Genomic DNA, 20,884 nt, shown 5'->3' on the forward strand with positions numbered 1-20,884 from the left:
CAATCTTTTTACATACAAAACTATGCTATTATTTCCATTTATCTAACTCGCCCGCATCAGCTCCATCAGCGCTGACTGCTGAATCGCTGTTTTTAGATTGGTCTTGTTAATGCCGAGTTCCTGGTTACCTTTTCGCATGATATGGACTTTAGGATAGATGTGTTCTGAACCGTCCTCAAGCTTCTTCAGGCCACTGCTGCTGCCTTCCATTCCTTTCATGGAATGTGGCACTGTACCAATGAAGATGTCTGAATATGCTGTGGTATATTCCAGGACTCTCAGGTCAAAGTTAGTCGCTTCATCATATGAGATGACTTCAAACTGGCCTGGTATGCTCGCCGCCTTGAAGATACCGTCAAGATCTTTTGTCTTAATGGTGACATTGTTCAGGCCAATGATCAGAATCTTCGCCTTCTCATTGAAGCTGAAGGCTCTTTTTTCCTCTGATTTTATCCCATACTTCACCTTGAACGTCTCAATATTGCCCGTTCTGTTCTCCATAATCGCTTCCTGCTTGATTCTCTCAAACAGTCCTTCCAGCATATTCACCAGCATATCGTAATCCATCTGCATCAGTAGTCCTCCTTATCGAATTTATTGAAGATAGTCGGCAGTTTCTCCTTAAAGCGCTTGATACTCCTCTGCATACGCTTATAATCTGCCAGTTCTATCTTCATTTCATCAGCAATCAAGTTCATCTCTTCCTCTGATAGCACTGGCACCAGGTATTCTGCAAGCTTCTTGTTCGTGAAAGTGAAGATGACGCTACCTGTATTCATCCGTTCTATCATGTTATGGCCAATCTCACTATTCATATAGGCGAGCAAGTAGTGTGGGTCTATTTTGCTGATGTCCGGCCGGATAATGGTGATATTCGAGCTGACAATCACTTGTTTATCTGCTGTCGCTTTATCAATAATGGCCACTTTAATCTTGGAGCCGCGGCTTGTGATGACGAGATCATGCTCTTTGACGAGCATCTTCTGATTGGCATCCAGCAGTTCCTGACTGATCGGCTGCTTGATGTCATCGATATAAATATCATCCAGGTCACTCAGGTTCAATAGGTAGCCTGCCTTGTCTTTATCTTTATCCGCATCCAGTGTCTGCTTATTAATGTCACGACCTCTTAACAGCTGTGTCGTCAGTTCTTTGAGTGGAACCGGGTTAATCAGATGATTCTCGGCATTCTTCAGATGGACGAGTGGATGGAGATTATATTCCACTTTTTCGAGGTCAGACTCCGTAACGTCAGTAGTCCGTTCTGAACCTAACTGAAGGTCTGTCATGATACGCCCGATATTATCTTCAGTGAATGTGTTCTTCTGTCTCGTCGGGCCGGTCACATATTCCCCGCTTGCATCAATAAAACGAATCTTATCATTCTCTGTCTTCGTCAGTATCAGCATATAGGTCGGAATCGCTGTATAGTTCATCAAGTCAGACGGCAGCTGAATAACCGCTTTCAGACACTTACGGTCCACGAGCCACTTGCGCACTTCCTTGTCCCGGATTGCGTTCAACGCAGCGCCTCTCACGATACTGATGCCGACACCGTCTTCTTTCAGTGCGGCATAGACTCGCAAAGTGAAGATCCAGTCGGATATCGCAATCTTGTCGAGCTTGTATTCAGGATTCTCTGCCAGCTGCCGGCGTATCTCCTGCCGGATATTACCAAGAAACGGCATGTTGCAGTAGACCATGTCATATTTATCCTTACTCCAGTGAATAAGAGAGTCTGTCTCCTTGATATCGAACGCCTGAATACCGCTCAGTCGTGACAGGACTTCCGCAATTTTGATGGCGTTAGGATTGAGCTCCTCACCGTGATAGTCAGAACCGATTCCCGCTTCATGCAGCTGTCTGATAAAGTGACCGGAGCCTGATGCAATATCCAGAACAGTGCCACTCGTCTCGGCATAATGCTTGAATATCTCAAGCGCCAGCTTCTCACCCTCATCAAACTCGAACAGTTCATGCGTGCGGTCATGCTGATTAATCATATAGAAGAACTGGATGAGTTCATCTTTTGATAATTGTTCAAGAAGAGATTCCAGTTCATTTAAATCTGCTGACTCTTTCGAATTCAGAACAGATAGATTAAAACGTCCTGTCTCCAGCCACTCTTCATAAATATTGATCACATCCAGTGAACTGATTCTCACTTTCCCTCTTAACGCATCCATAATTGGCCATGCCTTTTTTAATAAATCCAACGCTGTCACTCCTTATTGGTTATATTTAACCTTTTATTATTCTTAATATAATACAAAATGTTGGAAACGTCAATATATTTGGTTAAATAAAACCAAAAAAGAGATGTTATAATAACATCTCCCTCCGTTTTTTATTGATTTTTTCTTCAAAATAGTCAGCTTTTCAAACGCTCTCCAAGCTCCTCTATCTCCTCCGGTCCCACCTGACAGCACCCACCGATAATCTTAACACCTTGTGCTTTCCATCTGACTGCCGCTTCTACAAGCGAACTATCCGTCTGATCAATCCATCGTTTATTCACTGCGTCATATATTCTGCCGCCGTTCGGATAGAGGATAAGTGGATGCTTGCTGTGCTGCAGAAGGCCTTCAACCGCTGTATCGATGACTTTGACGCTGGTGCAGTTGACGCCGAATGCATAGATGTTCTTAATGGTATTAACGATTTCACAAACGTCTTTCAGGGGTGTGCCGTCTGAGAGGTGGTTCTTATCCCTCAAGGTGACGGACAGCCAGCATTCGATGTCATGATAGTCTGCCAGCAGCGTCTTGATTGCCTTGATCTCCTCTATATTCGGAATGGTCTCAAAGGCAAAGACCGTGATGCCTGCTGCTATCAATATATCCAGCCGTTCTTGATGATAATGAATATAGTCTTCCTGGGTCAGCTGATAATCGCCCGTATATTCTGCACCGTTACCGAGCATGGCGCCGTATGGTCCGAGCGAGCCGGCGACGATTGTCTGGTCTGTCGCGGCACGTCTTGCAAGTGTCACTGCTTGCTGTAGATAGTACACTGCATCATCTCTTGTCAGTCCGCTGTTCAGAAATGACGGCACGGCTGCCTGGTAAGTATTGGTCAGGATGATGTCTGCGCCGCTGTCGACAAAGGCTTTGTGGACGTTATACACCGCTTCCGGCTGATGCTTGATTAAGTTCGATGACCAGAGCGGGTGCTTGACGTCATAGCCGAACTGTTCGACGGTCGTGCCGAAGCCGCCGTCGAGGAGTGTGATGTCCTGCTTCAGTTTATCTTGTAACTTCATGAATCTCATGTCCTTTCCTGTATTTGACGTAGTAATGAATCAGGCCGACGATGATGCAGAACGGCAGGCCGATGAGTGTTGCGAGGCGCTGGTTCGGATCGAACAGCACGCCGATACATGAGATCAGGCATAAAGTGAAGCCTGTCACCGGTAAGATATATGAGGAGCGGTTTGCCACGCCTGTTTTTTTAAGCTGGTTGATACGCGACAGGCAGATGCTCATCCAGACGACGACCACCGCAAAGCCTGCGACTGAGACAAGGACGAGATAAACAGTTGTCGGTGCGATGACGCTCGATAACAGACTCAGCAGTGCACCGACCAGACTGATCAGCATCGCATTAACGGGCATTCCGTTCTTGCTCAGTTTCTTTGCGACCGGCAGGATGTTGTCCTGTTCTGCCAGACTCCACAGCATTCTGCTCGCAGCATAAAGTCCTGAGTTCGCGGCGGACAGGAGTGCCGTCAGTATGATGAAGTTCATCATATCGCCCGCGTACGGGATGCCGACGCTATCCAGAATCGAGACAAACGGGCTTTCCAGGAGACTTGCTTGATCCGTCGGTAATAACAGCACCATGATGACGATTGTGCCGATGAAGAGTAAGGCGAGCCGCCAGACGGTCGCACGAATGGTCTTCGGGATGACACGTTCAGGATTTTTCGTCTCGCCTGCTGCAATCGCGATCAGCTCCGTGCCGCTGAACGCATAGTTGACAGCGAGCATCGTGATGAAGATACTGAACAGACCATTCGGTACATCGAATAACTGCTCGCCTGCCGTGACAGGCTCGAGCGATGACGGCAGTACGTTGAACAGAATAAGCAGGCCGATCAGCATGAAGGCGATGATCGCAAGCACTTTGATGAGCGACAGCCAGAACTCCGCTTCGCCGTAGAGCCGGCTCGACGTCATGTTGACCGCGATAATGATGACGATGAATATGAGACTGAACAGCCAGACCGGAAAATCCGGGAACCATTTCTGAAACAGAATACCGCCTGCCGTGACCTCGGAACCAATTGCAATGGTCCAGCACAGCCAGTAGCTCCAGGCGACGACGTGACCGACAGACGGATGGATATAAATGTTCGCATATGTATGAAACCCGCCGACATCCGGGTGCTTGACCGCCAGTGCCCCGAGACACTTCATCACGATATAAACCAGTAAGGCCCCGACGATATAACTGATGACCATGCCGATCGGTCCTGCCTGCTGCAGCGTATAGCCGGTGCTGAGGAACAGTCCCGTGCCGATCACCCCACCGAAACTGAGCATCATGACGTGCCGCTGCTCTAAATCTCTTCTGAACTCATTAGACATTGCAATTTCCTCCCATAAAAAAATACCCCTCTGAAAAAGAGGAGTACTAAAGTATACACTCATATTCCAGGCGAACCTGTTGGAATTAGCACCGTGCATAAGCCGGTTGCTGAGACTTCATAGGGCCAATTCCCTCCGTCTGCTCTTTATAAGTTATTTAATTGTTTATAAGCATACACGAGAGAGAATGAAAGGTCAATGGCATAAACTCCTAATCCTAGTTATAATGGAGTCAAGACAATAAGGAGGCGCTTATGACACTATTATTTATTTCACCGGTTGGTTTACTGATCAACTTACTGATTATTGCGATTGTGTTTTTTGCCGTTAAAGCACTGCTCAAAAGATTTCTCTAAACGGCTCCACCAAAAAAAGACGGAGAATGATCTCTGTCTTTTTTATGCCTTACAGCCATTCTATATGGACTTTCTGTATTTCTTCTTTCCCGTCATGCATTTGGAACGTAAGGATCCATAGTGAATGAATCACTGTTCCATCTACTCTATTCTCTCGTCTAGAATCAATGATCACAATGTTATGATCATTTCGCTGCACTTTGTGGACAACTTCAAAATCCCAGTATGATAAGTCCTGAAAAGCATTAGCAAATACTTCTTTCATTTCTTTCAGTGAACCAGTCTGTTCCGTGCTGTCTTGACGGACTAAACGAAACACCATCCGTTCAGACGACATCTCTTCAAGTGCATCAAAGTCACGGTTTTGACAAGCTAACAAAAAATTAAAATGACTCATGTTTTACCCCTAATTCATAGCATTATTTCATTTGATGACTGGCGTCTCAACGAGACACTTTATTATAGCAGAGACAATTATAGTAGTGCCAGAGTATTTCTTAAGAAACATAATTATTACTGAACAAAAAACTCGCTTGTTCAGTAACAAGCGAGCTGACAATGCACCCTGACGGATTCGAACCGCCGACCCCTTGCTTGTCGAGCAAGTATTCTCCCGCTGAACTAAGGGTGCACATATAAGATTTTCTTAATTATAGCATCCCACAGCGATTTAGCCAATACCACTTTCAAAATAACTGTATGCAGCAGCTGATTTTATTAATATATTTTGTCACTATCACAAAAAAATAACCCTGTTGTTGTAACAAGGTTATCAGTCACTGATCAGCCAGCCTCTGCACAAACCGCTCAATCTGCTGCGGTGTCTTCAGGATAATCACGTTCTTATACGGTTCAACTGACAGGAGCATCTTCATAATACCCGGCCGTTTGTCACGTGGAAAGTTCCAGATCCATGACAGAAACTCAAGATCAATCTTCTCGACGCAGCCTTCTGCCATATCCGGTCGTACTTGGTTGCGATGTGTGAGATAGCGCTTGATTGCCTGATAAATAGTGATGCGCCGATTAATATCCAGGAATATAATCGTATCCGCCTTGTTGATTCTGACATCAATGGTACTAGAATAATTGCCGTCAATAATCCAGCGCTCACGGTCGAGCAGCACTTCCTGTATATCACGTTGTTCGGCGCGGGTCGTGAGTTGCCAGTTCGGCTTCCACATATGGGCATCCAGATGAATGACCGGCATATGAAGCTTATGACCGAGCGTTCGTGCAAGTGTTGATTTCCCGGCTCCACCGGGACCGATAATCATGATGCGTTCCATAATGCCCTCCTCCACTGTTTACAGTAAAAAGCACAGGAGTTACTCCTGTGCTGCCTGCTGACGCTTCATCCGTCTGACATAACGGCCGTCTGTCGGAACGGCCATCAAGTTGAAGTTCTCAGCCAGGTAATCCAGCTGGTGCTGAAGATATTCACCGACGATCTCCTTGCCGTGACCGGTCACTGCGACTCTTGGTTTCAGTGCAGCGAGCCGTCTCACTGATTCCCCTGCTGCTATCCAGTCAGGTGTGAAGTACTGCGGCGGGCCTGTCAGCTCTTCTGTCTGCAGGAATACTTTCCGCAGCGATTCCTGCTTGACGTTGACAAACGCATCGCCTGCAATCAGCACGCGGTCTGCCTCGCGGAAAAATGAGACATGCCCCGGCGTATGGCCTGGTGTATGGACCCAGCGGAAGCCCGGCATATAAGGCACTGTGCCGTCTGCCGGCAGTGCATAGACATGATGCTGCAGGTTGATCGGGCGTTTCGGGAAGAGCATCGACATTCTCGCTGCCATGCCGCCGACACCCGGGTCCGGTGATTCATAATATTCCTGACCGGTCAAAAACGGAATTTCACGGCGATGTGCAATGACTGGGACGTTCCAGTCATTGACCAGTTCAATGATGGAACCGACGTGGTCGAAATGACCGTGCGTCAAAATAATCGCTTTCGGCTTAGCACCTTCACCGTATATATCTTCCGCCGCCATCTTGATCTGCGTCGCACAGTTCGGCATCCCCGCGTCAATCATGACAAATTCTCCGGACTCTGGATGACCGACAAAATAGACATTTGCAATCTGGGTCGTATGGCTGAACAAGTCAGGCAGCACTTCTTTTGTCCGCCCGCTTGATAATGAAGTGACAGGAATCGCTTTATAATCTTTACCGTAATGCATGTTATGATTCATCTGAATTTCCCCCTTATCAGTTATCGCTCTTTCACTATTCCCAAATATCCGCCGGTTAATCACCGAACAAAGAGAACAGTCATGTACTCGTGCATGACACTGACGCCCGACAGATGATCAACCGTTGCCAGACTGTTCGTTTAGTGTTAGGCTGTTAGTACAACTGAATAATTGCTGGAGGCGCTCTAAGTTTGAGCTGAGAGGATATTATCCGACTCTTTGAACCTGATGTGGTTAGAACCACCGTAGGGAAGCATAATGATTTGATCGTATTGATATGACTATACAATCCTTCAGCATCTTATGCTGGGGGATTTTTTTATGGAAAGGACTGCATATATGATTGCGATTACCGATAATCTGCTTGAGACGCAGCTGCGTGACCAGCTGCTGCGTATTGAACCGGTCATTTCAGGAGTCATCCTTCGTCTGCCGTGGCACGAGGAGCGGCTTGCTGATTTCATTCAGCTGCTCCTTGACGGCGGGTTCAATAAAGACAAATTAATCATCCATAGTAACTGCCGCCTGCTCGAGCACTATCAGCTCTCCCGTATTCACTTCCGGGCGGGCGATCCCAAAGGCTTTGACATGAAGAAATCCCGGCCGGACGTCACTGTCAGCATGGCTGTTCATAGCGCTGCGGAATGTCCGGCATTGAAAGCAGCACAGATTGACTACGGCATTTTCAGTCCGCTGTTTGCTACGCCGTCAAAACCTGGAGTGCAGCTCAGAACAGATGAAGAAATAACGCAGGCATTAGCTGCCGGGCTGCCGCTTATTGCGTTAGGCGGCATCACAACAGAGACCGTCTCACAGCTGCCTTCAGGTTTTGTCACTATTGCAGGGATCCGGTTGTTCCAGCAGGATAATGCGACGCTGCAGGCGATTAAGGAGGTGCTGTTATCAAAACGTATGACTTAATTATCATCGGTGCCGGAGTAACGGGCTTATCCATCGCCCGCCAGCTGCCGAAAGATATGTCTATCGCTATTATTGACCACAACACAACAGGGCTTAACGCCTCTTATGCTGCAGGCGGCATGCTCGGTGCGCAAAACGAGTTCTTCCGTGACACTCCGCTTTACCGACTGTCGCTGGAAGGCCGCCGCATGATGCCTGACGTTATTGCAGCGCTTGAAGAAGAGACCGGTATAACTGTCCATTTACAGCAGCATGGTTTACTGAAGTATTTGAGCAGCGATGCAGACCGCGGCAAGCTGCAGCAGCAGTATCAGTTTCTCAAATCTCATGACCCGGACATCCAGCTGCTGGGTCACGAGGAATTACAGCGGCTGATACCAGATCTGTCAGCCAGGGAGAATTCAGCGGGCATCTTCATTAAAGACGACGGCCAGCTGGACGTCTCCTGCTATGTTCCCGCGCTGCGGCAGTCGTTAAGTCACTTCACCTGGATTGACGGTGAAGTACTGTCGGTGTCACATGGTTATACAGTCGTGGCCGACAACAACAGCTATATCGCCCCGCAGCTCGTCATCGCTGCAGGCGCCTGGTCAGGTGACCTGCTCGCTCAGCTGGGCATCGAGCTCCCGGTGGACGGTATGCGCGGTGAAGTCTGCTTAGTTCATCAGCCGGACTTAACCATCAGGCAGACAATCTTTGGTACGAACGGCTGTTACATCGTACCGAAGCACAGCGGGCACTACTTAGTCGGCGCAACGAGCTGCCGCGACCGCTTGCACAAAGTGACTGCAGCAGGAAAGGACTGGCTGCTGACGACAAGCCGCGAGATGATCCCGGTCTTAAGTAACGGCACAGTAGTCAAGCATTACAGTGGCGTCCGGCCTTATACACCGGCACTTTATATGGATGAATGTCTACCCGGCTTATTCACTGCCTGCGGTCATTACCGAAACGGCATTCTTTTGTCAGCAGTGACGGGTCACTATATGGCAGAGCTGATTCAAGGCAGACGCCATCCATTGCTTGAACATTTCACGATTAAGGAGGCAGTTTATGACACTCACTGTGAACGGTGAACAATACACGACAGCGGCAGCGACAATCCGGGCGCTGCTTGACGAGCTTGATGTTGATGATGACCGTGTGATTGTACTGTTGAATGATGTACCTGTCGCACAAAAACTATGGCTGACAGCAGAACTTGCGGCAGCAGACCGGTTAGAACTATTAGAATTTGTTGGAGGCGGATAACAATGTTTACTATTGGACACTATGAATTTAACTCACGCTTAATACTGGGTACTGGCAAGTTTGACAATGCAGCAGTCCAGTCGCAGGCAATTGAAGCGAGCGGCACTGAGGCGCTGACGTTTGCTGTCAGACGGATGAACCTCTTTGACCGGCAGCTGCCTAACCCGCTGGCAGATATCGACCTGTCCCGTTATATTAAGTTCCCGAATACAGCCGGTGCGAAGACTGCAGCAGAAGCGATCAGAATCGCTGACATTTCGCGGCACGCCGGTATGTGCGATATGATTAAAGTCGAAATCATCGGTCACGACCGCACACTGCTGCCTGACAGTATTGAAACTTACGAAGCATGCGGCAGACTCCTTGAGCAGGGCTACACGGTATGCCCTTATATTAACTGCGACGTTGTTCTTGCAGAGAAGCTGGAGAAGCTCGGCGTTCATGCCGTCATGCCGCTCGGTGCGCCTATCGGTACCGGGCTCGGTATTAATGACCCGCTGAATATTCGCTATATTGTTGAGTCAGTGAACATCCCTGTCATTGTTGATGCAGGTATCGGTTCAGCGAAAGATGCGGCTTATGCGATGGAACTCGGTGCGGATGCCGTGCTGCTGAACACAGCGGTCTCAAGTGCGGATGACCCCGTCAAAATGGCCGAGGCGATGAAGCACGGCGTAATCGCCGGACGGTTAAGCTTTGAAGCCGGACGTATTCCAAAACAATATGTCGCAAGTCCATCGAGCCCAGTAGAAGGTCTGCAGTTTCTATGAGCCGCTACGACCGGCAGATGAAGTGCGGTGCATTCGGAACACGCGGTCAGTCGGCCTTATCACAGGCAGTCATTATGATCACCGGACTCGGAGCGCTCGGCAGTGCAGCCGCTGAGCAGCTGGCGCGGGCTGGAGCCGGCCATCTTGTGCTATGTGATATGGATATTGTAGAGTGTTCGAATCTGCACCGCCAGAGCTGCTATGACGAACATGATGCATCAAGCGGTGCCTTGAAAGCAGAAGCACTGAAACACCATTTACTGAGAATTAACAGTGAGATTACTGTGACAGCTGTTGCCGAGGAAATCACTTCACTGAATATTGAACGCTTAATCAGTATGTATCATCCTGTGATGATGATTGACGGCACCGATCAGTTCAGCACCCGATTTCTGATTAACCAGGCATGCCACCGTCATCATATTCCGTGGATTTACGGGGCATGCCTCGGCACAAAAGGCACTGTGGTAGGCATCGATTTCACAGGTCCTTGTCTGTCATGTCTGTTGTCTACTATCCCGGAGACAGGAGAAGACTGCTCAATCGCAGGTATATTGCCGCCTGTCGCACATATGACGGCAGCGATGCAGTGTGCTGAAGTGATGAATTATATGGCAGAAGGCCGCTTCTCCAACCAGCTGCTGACCTTCAATACCGCTGTGATGAAATTCCAGCAGACAAACGCTGCGGCCTTTGCTGACGCGGACTGCCCGATTTGTGTCCACCATCAATACAGCGCGCTTGCAGCACCACCTGCAGCAGTCACTAAGCTGTGCGGCGGCAAATTCCTTGTCAGAGTGCCTGTAGAGCTGTTTACTGACAGCGGGCTCAGCTTCCAGCGAACGTCTCCGTTCTTCAAATATTATCAAGATGACGATTATCAGCTGAGCCTGTTTCATGACGGGCGCGTCATCCTGACCGGCGCTGACAACACGAGCAGCGCTGAGACAACTGTCCGTCAGCTGTTATATAGATAAACGTATGTATGCAAGAGAGAAGCCGAGATAAATATCCCGGCTTCTCTCTATTTAATGATTAACTCATTTTATATTGATCTTACATCTGCTATACCGGTCAGCGGCAGCACGCCTGCGAGTACATGGCTGAGTGCGATGATACCGATAACCAGTAGGACAAGCAGTATATCCTCATAGCCGAAGCGCGTCTTATAATAGTACGTTCTCGGTCCGTCATGGAAGCCTTTTTTCTCCATCGCGACTGCGAGCCGGTGCGCTTTCCGGATGTTCTGGCTGAGCAGCGGAATGAGCAGATGATGCAGTCGGTTGATGCCTCTGTAATGCGCCGCATCTATCATCTGATAGCGCATTCTTAGTGCATTCCGCAGCTGGAACAGCGAGTCGATCACGAGCGGGAGCATACGGATAGAAGCCATAAAGGCATAGGCGTACTTAGGTTTGACGCGTAAATGCTGCATTAAGCTGTAGAAAATCATGACAACTTCTGTCGTAAAGGCGATGCTCAGTCCGAAAGCTGAGACAGCGATGGTCCGTAACGACAAATGCAGCCCGCGGAACAAACTCTCAGTCGTAATATGGATGATCCCCCAGTCAAACAGCGGATGCGTCCCATTGCCGTAAAAGATCATAAACAGTGAAGACAACAGGCTGAAGGATGCGGAGATCGCTGTAAACGTCAGTACAACTTTAAACTTCGTCCCGCTCACCATGAATAAATAGATGAGCATAAGCAGCGCAATATAGAGCATCAAGTCAAAGCGGTGGACAAAGATCACGAAGAAAAACAGCATCACTCCGAGTGTCATCTTCGTAATAAAGTTCGCACGGTCCATGAAGTTCTTATGCCGCTTCCATTGTTCAAACATCGCTGCCACCTGCTTCCTTCAGCTGCCCGTCTGACACAACGAGCTGCCTTGATGCATAGCGCTCAATCAACTGCCGGTCATGAGTCACCATGACAATCGTCTGACCGCTCTTTATACGCTGCTGGAACAGTTTGATCAGTTCAAACGTGCTGCTGCTGTCGAGGCCGAAAGTCGGTTCATCGAGCAGAATAATCGCAGCCGGTGTACTCAATGCCGTCGCTACGCTTAACCTTCGCTTCTGGCCCATCGACAACTCATAAGGATGATGGTCTTTCAGGTGAAACAGCCCGAGCAGTTCGAGCATAGCTGCTGTCTCGTCATGCGCGGTCTGCTGATTCTGATGATAGAAGTTCACATACAGTTCGTCATAAACACGGTTCTTAATGAACTGCAGCTCCGGGTTCTGATAGACAAGATAGAAATACTGCGCCGCTGTCCTTAATTTCTTCAGACGATTTCCCAGGTAATACATTGCACCGTCATAAGGAATCAGCTGCATGATGGATTCAAGCAGTGTCGTCTTCCCTGCGCCGTTCTTACCGGTGATGGTAATCCACTCACCCGAAGCAATATCGAGTGAAGCGGTATAAAGAGTGTTCCGCCTGCGTTTCACGGCGCCGTCAAATTCAAATAGTGCGGCACCGCTGCTATAATCGTACGGTTCCGGCGCGTGACTCCATGCACCAGGATGCCATACGCCGAAGTCATCAAGCAGCGATGTACAGCGCGCTGAAATATCATCCGGTGTGCTGTCCTCTATTATTGCACCGTTCTGGTCCATGAGGAGGATACGGTCTACGTGCTGCCAAATATGTTCGACCTTATGTTCAACAATGACTACGGTCTGATCCTCCCATAATGTGATGATCTGCTGCCATAACGCTGCAGTCGATTGTGCATCAAGCATCGCAGTCGGCTCATCGAGAAATAATGTATCTGCACCTTGCAGCAGCGTGCCGGCGATAGCGAGCTTCTGCTTCATGCCGCCGCTCAGCTGATTGATTGGCTGATGCTTGTCAACATTCAGACCGACAGTCTGCAGCGCCTGTTCGATGCGGCTGTCCATCGCCGCTCCAGCCACCTGCTGATTCTCAAGTATAAACGCGAGTTCCTCATATACTTTCGGCATACAGAACTGGCTGTCCGGATCCTGGAAGATGATTGCCGGCGAAGCATCGATGGCGAGCCTGTCGTATTTCATCGGCAGTTCAATCAGCTCAGGCACGACACCACTCAGCACGTTCAGCAGTGTGCTCTTGCCGCTGCCTGACTGGCCGAGAATCAACACTTTTTCCTTGGCCTTAATATCGAGCGATAAGCCGTCGAATATTTTGCGTTCACCGCCCGGATATTTCAGCCGCAAGTTATGGACCGATAACTTACAGGGCGTCATAGTCTTCTTTTGACGCCGGTCTGAATAACTTGGTCACTCCGGTCTCATCCAGTGCCTTGACGAGGAGATAAGGGACAATACCTGCAAGCACAATCCCACTGATCAACCGGAAGATGACGAAGAGCAGTACGTTCCAGCCGGCAACGTCTGACATATAGCCGTAGAAGTAATCAATCGGCAGACTGATGATGGCTGCCGCTAATCCGGCAAGCACAGCAACCATGACATGGCGCGACTTATAGCGGAAGACAGCAAAAACAATTTCACACGCGAGACCTTGCAGTAACGCAAAGACAAACGTCGGAATATCGAACTTACCCATCGCGATTGTTTCACCGGCGCCTGCAGCAAACTCAGCTAACAATGCAATCCCCATCTTCGGAATAGTTAAATAAGCGACGACCGCTGCAATGAACCACATGCCGTATGACAGCTGCTCAATATGAAGACCAAGCGGCTTCAATGCTTCGTAAAACCCCCACCATAAGTTGTAAATGACTGCAAAAATCACTGAAATGAGTACTGTCACCAAGATGTCTGACAGTGTTAAACCTTTTTTTGCTCGTGCCATGTTAGTCTCCTCCACAAAAAAACACCACCTTCAACAGAAGATGGCGCCAAAAAGACATACTTATATAAGCATGCACTTTCCTACGCTAGCATCAACTAGATCAGGTTCAAAGGGTTCGAGCTGCGCTCGTCTCAGTTAATAACACCCCTAGTGCTTTTCGTTATTTATTTGTTAATCTCACTGTAACTGTAAAAGAATGGCTTGTCAACCTTGCTTTCTGTCAAGTGCCCGGCAATAAAACCCCGCTCATACAGTGAGCGAGGTTCATGATTATTCGACTGTGACAGATTTCGCTAAGTTACGCGGTTTATCAACATCGCAGTCTCTGTGCAGCGCTGCGTAGTACGCAATTAATTGCGTCGTCACAACAGAGACAAGTGGTGCCAGCATTTCATGAACAGCCGGCAGGACATAAGTGTCACCGTCCTGCTCAAGGCCGCTCATCGTGATGATACATGGGTTCGCCCCGCGTGCCACCACTTCTTTGACGTTACCGCGGATAGATAAGTTGACCGCTTCCTGCGTCGCAAGCGCGATGACAGGTGTGCCTTCTTCTATCAGCGCGATTGTTCCGTGCTTCAGTTCTCCGCCGGCAAATCCTTCTGCCTGGATGTAAGAAATTTCTTTCAGTTTCAATGATCCTTCGACGCCGACATAGTAGTCCATTGTACGGCCGATGAAGAATGCGTTACGAGTCGTCGCTAAGAAGTCACGCGCGATCTCTTCCATGCGTGGTGCATCGTCGACAACAGTCGTGATCGCTGCAGTCACTTTTGCAAGTTCAGGTAATAAGTCGATGTCTGTTGCAATGCCTGCATCTTTAGCAACAACTTGAGACAGAATCGCAAGTACGGCAATCTGAGCTGTGTAAGCTTTTGTTGACGCCACAGCGATCTCAGGGCCTGCATGCAGAATCAATGTATAAGAAGCTTCACGAGATAATGTAGAGCCCGGCACGTTGGTGATTGTCAGCGCTGTGTGACCTAATTCTTTGATCGCGACGAGCACGGCACGGCTGTCCGCTGTTTCACCTGACTGTGAGATGAAGATGAACAATGGTTGCTCTGACAATAACGGCATATTGTAGACGAATTCACTCGCTACATGCACTTCTGTCGGAACGCCTGCCCATTTCTCAAGGTATTCTTTGCCGACAAGACCGGCATTGTAAGATGTACCGCATGCAATAATATAGACGCGGTCAGCTTTACGTACTGCCTGAATGATATCAGCATCTACTTTTAATTCACCGTTGTCATCCTGATATTCCTGGATGATTTTACGCATCACGCCCGGCTGTTCGTGAATTTCTTTTAACATATAATGTGCATAAGTGCCTTTTTCGATATCAGAAGCATCGATTTCGGCTTTGTAAGGCGCACGTTCAATCACGTTACCATCAAGGTCTTTAATCGTCACGCTGTCTTTTGAGACTAAGACAATTTCACCGTCTACAAGCTCAACATAAGTGTCAGTCACTTGCAGCATTGCCATCGCGTCTGATGCGATGACGTTGAAGCCTTCACCTAAACCGACGAGTAACGGTGATTTGTTTTTAGCGACATAGATGACGTCCGGATTTTCTTTGTCAAGTAACCCGAGTGCATATGAACCATGCAGCAATTTAAGCACAGCAGTAAATGCTTCTTCTGTAGTCTGACCTTGCTTAGAGAAGTACTCCACTAATTGAACAATGATCTCTGTATCAGTGTCTGACTTGAATGTCACATCTGATAAGTATTCTTTTTTCAGCTGTTCGTAGTTCTCGATCACGCCGTTATGAACTAAAGTGAAACGCTCTGATTCCGATTGGTGCGGGTGAGAGTTTGTATGGTTAGGTACGCCGTGCGTCGCCCAGCGTGTATGACCGATACCTGTTGATGTCTCAAATGATGAATCAACGACTTTACGCAGTTCAGCGATACGTCCTTTTTCTTTGTACACACGGACATCTTCGCCGTTACGCACTGCGATACCCGCAGAATCATAACCGCGGTACTCGAGTTTCTCAAGCCCTTTTAATAGAATTTCCTTTGCGTCTTCAGTTCCAATATATCCAACGATACCGCACATATTCATTTCCTCCGATTAATTCGTATATTTTTATAGTGTCGCTCGTTAGTTTAGCGTAGTTGCTTCTGCTGACGTCTTTGTACGACCAGTCACCTGGCAGGTTTAACGTTCAGCTGTCGAACAAGCATATCCGGAATGGCATCCGCCGAAAGTTCGATGACCATTCTCCTCGTCAACAGTATTCACTGTTCTGGCGCTGTATCCCTGATTACTCCTTTGATCCTCCTGTTCTGCTAAACTTTATTAATTGTACTATTTTTTCATAATTCAAACAAGGGTGGAGCATATGATTCGCTGCAACTCGCATGCTCGAGTTCCTCACATGGAAAAAAGCCCGGAGATCTCCGGGCTTTTTCGACTTATTATTACCTCAGTCCCAAAAATCATCTGTCATTTGCTGCACTTTCCGCTGATAGTCTGCCTGTACTCAGCATTAGCTGATTGTATAGCGGCAAGATTTTCTTAGTAGGATTGATGATCATGGAATCCTTCACTTCTATCACATACTTGGATTATAGGTTGTATTATTTGTAAGGGGTACCATCATTGGTGTCCATGGAAAAGTGAATATAATTGAGTCAATCGACAATAGCCGACACCTTTGCTTTGAATGACGTCTCAATCTCTACTGTTTTATTGATATAGGTAAGAGACGATTTAATTTTATGAAACTTTTACAGCAGTTCCTTTACTCTTATTACCGGCTTTATCTTTAAGATAGACTGTCAGGACAGTTCCTCTTTTCTGCTTCGCTACCTTAATTGAGTAAGTATTTTTGGACGAGACCTTACCTGTCGCATACTTCGACTTGCCCTTATAAATCTCCACTATTGCGTACTTCTCACCTTTACCTGATACACTTATAGACCGAGTGGTCATCTTGTTCACAGTGGCAGGAGATGGTGCGACCTTATCAAGCACAGTCGTTGTTACAGCCGTGCTCTTCACGCCTTTGTAGTCAGAGTATAGAACGACTTTTGCACTAGCAGGCAGCTTACTGATTGCGATGCTGTACGTGCCATATTTCGCTTTTGCTGTACCGATCACCTTATTGTTTACGAGTGCTTTGACCGTGCTGTCTGACTTCGCTTTACCCGTAATCTTCGTGCTGGTGTTAGTGATGGTTGAGATTGTCGGTGTTGAGTTGCCGATTACAGTCGTAGTAACAGATGCACTTCTTACACCTTTGTAATCAGAGTATAAAGTCACTTTAGTGTCAGCAGGCAGCTTATTGATGGCAAGGCTATACTTGCCGCCCTTCGCTTTCGCTGTTCCGATTACTTTATTATTTACAGTCGCTGTGACTATGCTATCAGTCTTCGCTTCACCTGTAATCTTCGCACTGTTGGTGGTGATTACTGAGATTGTCGGCTTAGTGTTAGTAATTATAACTGGTTTTTCCGTAGTCGGCCGTTCTGTTGTTGGAATGATTTTTGGCTTTGCCGTATTAATATATAAATCTATTCTAGATAAATCTTCATATGGTTTATACTTTGTACCAAAATAACCTTTAGTATTATAAATATTCTGTAGTTTATTTTTATTATAGAAAATAGTTCACTAGTGTTGCATAAAAATATTCCAACCTACGGTTTTAAATGGAATATTCTAAAAACTTATTTTCTGTACAAAAAAAGTCCTTTATAATGGTTGGAGGTAGTAATACGCATCCAAATCCAATACAAAGGACCACATCATGGATAAGTTTACTAGAAAATCATCATTTGAACAATGGATTTCACCGATAGATTTCAAGAAAATTTCTCAACAGGTGAAAATCCTGAACTTAGATTACTATACAAAGAAGCTAGATACCTGTGCTTTCATTAAACTCCTGTTATATTCACAGCTGTTTGAGACCGAAAGTCTACGAGCTGTCAGTGACAGTGTTTTCTCAGAGAAACTTCAGAAAACCTTAGGTTTTGATTCTATCAGCTATTCTCAGCTCAGTAGAAAACTATCTGACGTTCCCACACAGATTTTTAAGGATATCTTCAGTCAGCTGTTATACCAGATCCAGAGGGAGACGCATTTTAATCAGAAGAGAAGGATCTCTACACCATTGAAGATCATTGACTCAAGTACACTGCCTCTGAACCTTCATCACTATCGCTGGGCAAAGTTCAGAAAAACAAAGTCAGGTGTCAAGCTGCACTTACGGTTGGTTCACATGGAAGATCATGATTCATATCCAGATGATTTTTACCTTACCCATGCCTGTGAGAATGATCAGAATCATCTTGAGCTTTTAGTGGATGACAAGGAATGTATGTACGTTTTTGATCGTGGATATGTACAGTACAATAGATTTGATGAAATGACTGATGAAGGCTACTTCTTTGTATCCAGATTACGGAGTAATGCGGTTCATAGAGTCATTCACGATTTTGGTGCCGGCGAACAGAGCAGCGTCATTTCAGATGAGATGGTGGTTCTTGGAACAACGACTAACAGGACAGAGCATTACTTTCGACGTGTGACTGTTCAGGATGACAAGGGTAAGAACCTTGTCTTAGTGGCCAATAGATTTGACTTATCTCCGGAGGAGATTAGCGAAATCTACAAATCACGCTGGGCGATTGAACTGTTCTTTAAATGGATCAAACAGCATCTGAACGTCAAAACATTTTACGGCTGTTCGGAGACAGCTGTCTCCAATCAGGTTTATATCGCTTTGATTGTCTACTGTTTGAATATGCTGATTAAGTTGAAGAATAATAGTAGAAAGAGTATTCTGCAGATTACAAGATTACTTAAAGCCTCTGTATGGAGCAAGGGGCACCATCTGATTCGTAGAATCAGAGAACCCATCCCCTGATAGTTACCAAAAAATGTTGCTTAGTTATTACGTAATAGAATCAGTAAAAAAATGGATGATCACTACCTCTGTTTAGGCGTTTTCAATTTTTAAATTTTCGTAGAAAATACAAGTTCAGAAAATTCTGTATTTATTTATGCAACACTAGTGATCAGAGAGTATAAAAAGACGGGAAAAAGTTCTTGAAACAAGAAACAAAATTGACGAATATCTTAAGGATAACACTTACAACAAGTGGGCTGTAAAGACAGAGGTTATCGAGTGGTACAAGAGACTGAGTGACACCAATACCGATAAAACAACCGCTTCAGTAGTAATGGATAGACTCCTATATACGGGCATCTATGAGAAGTCAAACGTGTCTGAGGTGTTAGAGCCTAACCATAAGGCGCATCTTATCCAACTATTTACTGATCAGTATAGAGACACTCGTTATAAGTTCTCTACAGATCAAAGCGGCTACCTGTTCATGAGCACTGTGATTAATAAGAAATCTATTGTATTTAAAGTGGATGAGCTAAAACTTTTTAGAAATTATCAAAATGAATTGATGATAGGAGAGTCAATTCAAATTGACGACATTAAACCATATGTAAATATCTCTGTCACTATAGACAACATATACAATTTCCTAGAGTCTTGTACAGACAACCATTTAGTAGAATCATTCAGTATAACGAATGATTTTCTATTAATAGATGTACCCAATGAGAGGAAACTGCTTAAAGTCGAGCCTCTTTCCCAAGCTCTGGACATACTAAAATTAAATAATAATATTACTGATTTAGCAAAAAACGTTTCAAAGGTATCTAACGCACGCCATTACAAGAAGTCATATATTAATAAGAACGTGAATGAAGTACCCTCTCTAAAGACAAGACATGTATTTACACCTGTCGAGGGAATCCACTATGAAGCTAATGAATTATTCAATCAATGATATCTCTCTTAAAATACAGCATAGAAAAGAGGAATACTTAATTGAGTGCAGTACCCCTTATTAAATCCAGTAACAGCCTGAATCATTATATTTCTCTACTGAGCCTTTCCTATCATCAGGCTGTAGAAAGATTGCTATTAAAACACGGATCGGCAACAACTGATTATTTCAGTGAGCAGTCATATATACGCTTTTTAAGTGGCGAAATAAAAAGTATCACCAGAGGGAACTACTCACGAACTGCTGAAGGTCTATATTGCCATCATATAGATGAATATGAGTTTGAAAATTTAGCAAGCAAAGCCTTTATACAGGTATATCAATACTCGTTTAAATATCAAAGAAAAGAACGACTGGTCTATTGTGATTTGATAGAGCACCTTATTCTGCATGCTCTGATAACAAAGGAAACCAACGGAGAAAAAGGGTACTCAGGACTTGTACTCTTTCTCATTCCGCAGGTCAAGGAATGGTATATAGATAAAATAGTGCCTAAACCGCAATGGATGAAGATATGCAAGGAAAGGGCACACCTAGGTTCCGAGCAAGTCTATACTCTGTTGACCTATGTCGATCCTATAGTAAAATCGGCATCCGAAAGACAATATATGAAGAAGAAAGGGCGTAGAGAGTTACACAGGCGTTTGAATCTCAACCTGACTATAAAACAGTATGAAGATTATAAAAAACTCAAAGAAAGAAAACGATTGATGAGAAAGGAATTAGAGTACAATATCTACGAACTTTTGAATAGACAACGAGAAATCAAGGAAAAAGAGAAGATTGAAGAGCGTACACGCAATTTTAACAATCAATTCTCAGCTCTCAGAGAACTAGGAATTACGCCTTATACCTCCCGAAAAAAGATTCTAGATTATTTATTCGATTATCATTATAAACACACATTTCCAAAGAAAAAGGAGTTCTATTCTTACAAGATGAGTGTTTTGAAAGAAGATTTAATAAGCGAATTGAATAATATTGTAAAAAGTAGATAGCAACGATATTTTATTCTACAAGCTCATATTAGATTAAAACCAAAATAACGTTTTATTTTCTGGTTAGAGGTGTATCTTAAAAGTTTTGTTATATTAAGGTTAACTCTAAAGAATGGAGGTTAATCTTAATGCTGACGTACAGACTTGAACTGATAAACAA

General features: G+C 45.8%; 21 protein-coding genes, 1 tRNA gene and 3 riboswitches. Of the genes, 9 read left to right on the forward strand and 13 right to left on the reverse strand.

Features of this window, described 5'->3' with window-relative positions:
* Positions 1–42: 42 nt before the first annotated feature.
* The 8 genes from ERX35_RS10195 to ERX35_RS10230 all read right to left on the reverse strand — a co-directional run bounded on the left by ERX35_RS10195 (position 43) and on the right by ERX35_RS10230 (position 7,146).
* Positions 43–573: a hypothetical protein gene (locus ERX35_RS10195; protein ID WP_149459798.1), complete on the reverse strand. Its 531-nt coding sequence runs from the start codon at positions 571–573 to the stop codon at positions 43–45.
* Entirely contained in the window at positions 573–2,216 is a 1,644-nt protein-coding gene (locus ERX35_RS10200; RefSeq protein WP_149459799.1) for an N-6 DNA methylase, read from the reverse strand. The genes ERX35_RS10195 and ERX35_RS10200 overlap by 1 nt, the downstream gene beginning before the upstream one ends.
* Positions 2,217–2,371: 155 nt before the next feature.
* Positions 2,372–3,262: a homocysteine S-methyltransferase gene (mmuM, locus tag ERX35_RS10205; protein ID WP_170234613.1), complete on the reverse strand. Its 891-nt coding sequence runs from the start codon at positions 3,260–3,262 to the stop codon at positions 2,372–2,374.
* The gene (locus ERX35_RS10210; RefSeq protein ID WP_149459801.1) at positions 3,246–4,589 is read right to left on the reverse strand and encodes an amino acid permease; all 1,344 of its coding nucleotides are present in this window, start codon (positions 4,587–4,589) and stop codon (positions 3,246–3,248) included. Before ERX35_RS10210 ends, mmuM begins: the two co-directional genes overlap by 17 nt.
* 56 nt (positions 4,590–4,645) lie before the next feature.
* Positions 4,646–4,744, reverse strand: a riboswitch (SAM riboswitch).
* Positions 4,745–4,994: 250 nt separating this feature from the next.
* Complete coding sequence (locus ERX35_RS10215; RefSeq protein WP_149459802.1) at positions 4,995–5,342, reverse strand: nuclear transport factor 2 family protein; 348 nt, start codon at positions 5,340–5,342, stop codon at positions 4,995–4,997.
* Positions 5,343–5,504: 162 nt separating this feature from the next.
* A tRNA-Val gene (locus ERX35_RS10220) sits at positions 5,505–5,576 on the reverse strand.
* A gap of 145 nt (positions 5,577–5,721) precedes the next feature.
* Positions 5,722–6,234 carry a DNA topology modulation protein gene (locus ERX35_RS10225; RefSeq protein ID WP_149459803.1) on the reverse strand — a complete coding sequence of 171 codons (513 nt, stop codon included), beginning with the start codon at positions 6,232–6,234 and terminating at the stop codon, positions 5,722–5,724.
* A gap of 39 nt (positions 6,235–6,273) precedes the next feature.
* Entirely contained in the window at positions 6,274–7,146 is an 873-nt protein-coding gene (locus tag ERX35_RS10230) for an MBL fold metallo-hydrolase (protein ID WP_149459804.1), read from the reverse strand.
* A gap of 166 nt (positions 7,147–7,312) precedes the next feature.
* Positions 7,313–7,415: riboswitch (TPP riboswitch) on the forward strand.
* Between the two features lie 52 nt (positions 7,416–7,467).
* Between ERX35_RS10230 and ERX35_RS10235 the strand changes: the two genes are divergently transcribed.
* The 5 genes from ERX35_RS10235 to ERX35_RS10255 are packed head-to-tail and all read left to right on the forward strand — an operon-like array spanning position 7,468 to position 11,065.
* Positions 7,468–8,067, forward strand: a complete 600-nt coding sequence (locus tag ERX35_RS10235; RefSeq protein WP_170234614.1) for a thiamine phosphate synthase — start codon at positions 7,468–7,470, stop codon at positions 8,065–8,067.
* Positions 8,068–8,111: 44 nt separating this feature from the next.
* The gene (locus ERX35_RS10240; RefSeq protein ID WP_246143163.1) at positions 8,112–9,143 is read left to right on the forward strand and encodes an NAD(P)/FAD-dependent oxidoreductase; all 1,032 of its coding nucleotides are present in this window, start codon (positions 8,112–8,114) and stop codon (positions 9,141–9,143) included.
* Positions 9,121–9,318 (forward strand): sulfur carrier protein ThiS, encoded by a 198-nt coding sequence (gene thiS, locus ERX35_RS10245; protein WP_149459807.1) that lies wholly within the window; start codon positions 9,121–9,123, stop codon positions 9,316–9,318. The genes ERX35_RS10240 and thiS overlap by 23 nt, the downstream gene beginning before the upstream one ends.
* 2 nt (positions 9,319–9,320) lie before the next feature.
* Positions 9,321–10,088, forward strand: a complete 768-nt coding sequence (locus tag ERX35_RS10250) for a thiazole synthase (RefSeq protein WP_149459808.1) — start codon at positions 9,321–9,323, stop codon at positions 10,086–10,088.
* Positions 10,085–11,065 carry a ThiF family adenylyltransferase gene (locus tag ERX35_RS10255; RefSeq protein ID WP_149459809.1) on the forward strand — a complete coding sequence of 327 codons (981 nt, stop codon included), beginning with the start codon at positions 10,085–10,087 and terminating at the stop codon, positions 11,063–11,065. The genes ERX35_RS10250 and ERX35_RS10255 overlap by 4 nt, the downstream gene beginning before the upstream one ends.
* Before the next feature lie 68 nt (positions 11,066–11,133).
* On the opposite strand, the gene ERX35_RS10260 is transcribed toward ERX35_RS10255, so the two are convergent.
* From ERX35_RS10260 to ERX35_RS10280, 5 genes are all read right to left on the reverse strand, one after another.
* The gene (locus ERX35_RS10260) at positions 11,134–11,931 is read right to left on the reverse strand and encodes an energy-coupling factor transporter transmembrane component T family protein (protein ID WP_149459810.1); all 798 of its coding nucleotides are present in this window, start codon (positions 11,929–11,931) and stop codon (positions 11,134–11,136) included.
* Positions 11,924–13,324, reverse strand: a complete 1,401-nt coding sequence (locus ERX35_RS10265; protein ID WP_149459811.1) for an ABC transporter ATP-binding protein — start codon at positions 13,322–13,324, stop codon at positions 11,924–11,926. The genes ERX35_RS10260 and ERX35_RS10265 overlap by 8 nt, the downstream gene beginning before the upstream one ends.
* A complete protein-coding gene (locus ERX35_RS10270; RefSeq protein ID WP_149459812.1) occupies positions 13,311–13,895 on the reverse strand; it encodes an ECF transporter S component in 585 nt (194 codons plus the stop codon). Before ERX35_RS10270 ends, ERX35_RS10265 begins: the two co-directional genes overlap by 14 nt.
* 60 nt (positions 13,896–13,955) lie before the next feature.
* Positions 13,956–14,054: riboswitch (TPP riboswitch) on the reverse strand.
* A 111-nt stretch (positions 14,055–14,165) separates the two neighbouring features.
* Entirely contained in the window at positions 14,166–15,968 is a 1,803-nt protein-coding gene (gene glmS / locus ERX35_RS10275) for a glutamine--fructose-6-phosphate transaminase (isomerizing) (protein WP_149459813.1), read from the reverse strand.
* A gap of 663 nt (positions 15,969–16,631) precedes the next feature.
* Positions 16,632–17,177: an Ig-like domain-containing protein gene (locus ERX35_RS10280; RefSeq protein ID WP_149459814.1), complete on the reverse strand. Its 546-nt coding sequence runs from the start codon at positions 17,175–17,177 to the stop codon at positions 16,632–16,634.
* Between the two features lie 25 nt (positions 17,178–17,202).
* On the opposite strand from ERX35_RS10280, the gene ERX35_RS10285 reads away from it, so the two are divergent.
* The 4 genes from ERX35_RS10285 (at position 17,203) to ERX35_RS10300 (ending at position 20,724) form a co-directional block, all read left to right on the forward strand.
* Complete coding sequence (locus ERX35_RS10285) at positions 17,203–17,475, forward strand: hypothetical protein (RefSeq protein WP_149459815.1); 273 nt, start codon at positions 17,203–17,205, stop codon at positions 17,473–17,475.
* Positions 17,476–17,664: 189 nt separating this feature from the next.
* Positions 17,665–18,786, forward strand: a complete 1,122-nt coding sequence (locus ERX35_RS10290) for an IS4 family transposase (protein ID WP_149459816.1) — start codon at positions 17,665–17,667, stop codon at positions 18,784–18,786.
* A gap of 358 nt (positions 18,787–19,144) precedes the next feature.
* Positions 19,145–19,726 carry a hypothetical protein gene (locus tag ERX35_RS10295; RefSeq protein WP_149459817.1) on the forward strand — a complete coding sequence of 194 codons (582 nt, stop codon included), beginning with the start codon at positions 19,145–19,147 and terminating at the stop codon, positions 19,724–19,726.
* 41 nt (positions 19,727–19,767) lie between these two features.
* Positions 19,768–20,724: an SAV1803-related protein gene (locus ERX35_RS10300; RefSeq protein ID WP_149459818.1), complete on the forward strand. Its 957-nt coding sequence runs from the start codon at positions 19,768–19,770 to the stop codon at positions 20,722–20,724.
* Positions 20,725–20,884: the final 160 nt, after the last annotated feature.

Origin of the sequence: Macrococcus equipercicus (genome assembly GCF_004359525.2) — a bacterium.
GTDB lineage: Bacteria > Bacillota > Bacilli > Staphylococcales > Staphylococcaceae > Macrococcus > Macrococcus equipercicus.

Excerpts from the sequence above, each read along its gene's own strand:
- ERX35_RS10195 (WP_149459798.1), bottom strand. The coding sequence starts at position 573 with ATGCAGATGGATTACGATATGCTGGTGAATATGCTGGAAGGACTGTTT.
- mmuM (WP_170234613.1), bottom strand. The coding sequence starts at position 3,262 with ATGAAGTTACAAGATAAACTGAAGCAGGACATCACACTCCTCGACGGC.
- ERX35_RS10210 (WP_149459801.1), bottom strand. The coding sequence starts at position 4,589 with ATGTCTAATGAGTTCAGAAGAGATTTAGAGCAGCGGCACGTCATGATG.
- ERX35_RS10215 (WP_149459802.1), bottom strand. The coding sequence starts at position 5,342 with ATGAGTCATTTTAATTTTTTGTTAGCTTGTCAAAACCGTGACTTTGAT.
- ERX35_RS10225 (WP_149459803.1), bottom strand. The coding sequence starts at position 6,234 with ATGGAACGCATCATGATTATCGGTCCCGGTGGAGCCGGGAAATCAACA.
- ERX35_RS10230 (WP_149459804.1), bottom strand. The coding sequence starts at position 7,146 with ATGAATCATAACATGCATTACGGTAAAGATTATAAAGCGATTCCTGTC.
- ERX35_RS10235 (WP_170234614.1), top strand. The coding sequence starts at position 7,468 with ATGGAAAGGACTGCATATATGATTGCGATTACCGATAATCTGCTTGAG.
- thiS (WP_149459807.1), top strand. The coding sequence starts at position 9,121 with ATGACACTCACTGTGAACGGTGAACAATACACGACAGCGGCAGCGACA.
- ERX35_RS10250 (WP_149459808.1), top strand. The coding sequence starts at position 9,321 with ATGTTTACTATTGGACACTATGAATTTAACTCACGCTTAATACTGGGT.
- ERX35_RS10255 (WP_149459809.1), top strand. The coding sequence starts at position 10,085 with ATGAGCCGCTACGACCGGCAGATGAAGTGCGGTGCATTCGGAACACGC.
- ERX35_RS10260 (WP_149459810.1), bottom strand. The coding sequence starts at position 11,931 with ATGTTTGAACAATGGAAGCGGCATAAGAACTTCATGGACCGTGCGAAC.
- ERX35_RS10265 (WP_149459811.1), bottom strand. The coding sequence starts at position 13,324 with ATGACGCCCTGTAAGTTATCGGTCCATAACTTGCGGCTGAAATATCCG.
- ERX35_RS10270 (WP_149459812.1), bottom strand. The coding sequence starts at position 13,895 with ATGGCACGAGCAAAAAAAGGTTTAACACTGTCAGACATCTTGGTGACA.
- glmS (WP_149459813.1), bottom strand. The coding sequence starts at position 15,968 with ATGTGCGGTATCGTTGGATATATTGGAACTGAAGACGCAAAGGAAATT.
- ERX35_RS10285 (WP_149459815.1), top strand. The coding sequence starts at position 17,203 with ATGGCAAGGCTATACTTGCCGCCCTTCGCTTTCGCTGTTCCGATTACT.
- ERX35_RS10290 (WP_149459816.1), top strand. The coding sequence starts at position 17,665 with ATGGATAAGTTTACTAGAAAATCATCATTTGAACAATGGATTTCACCG.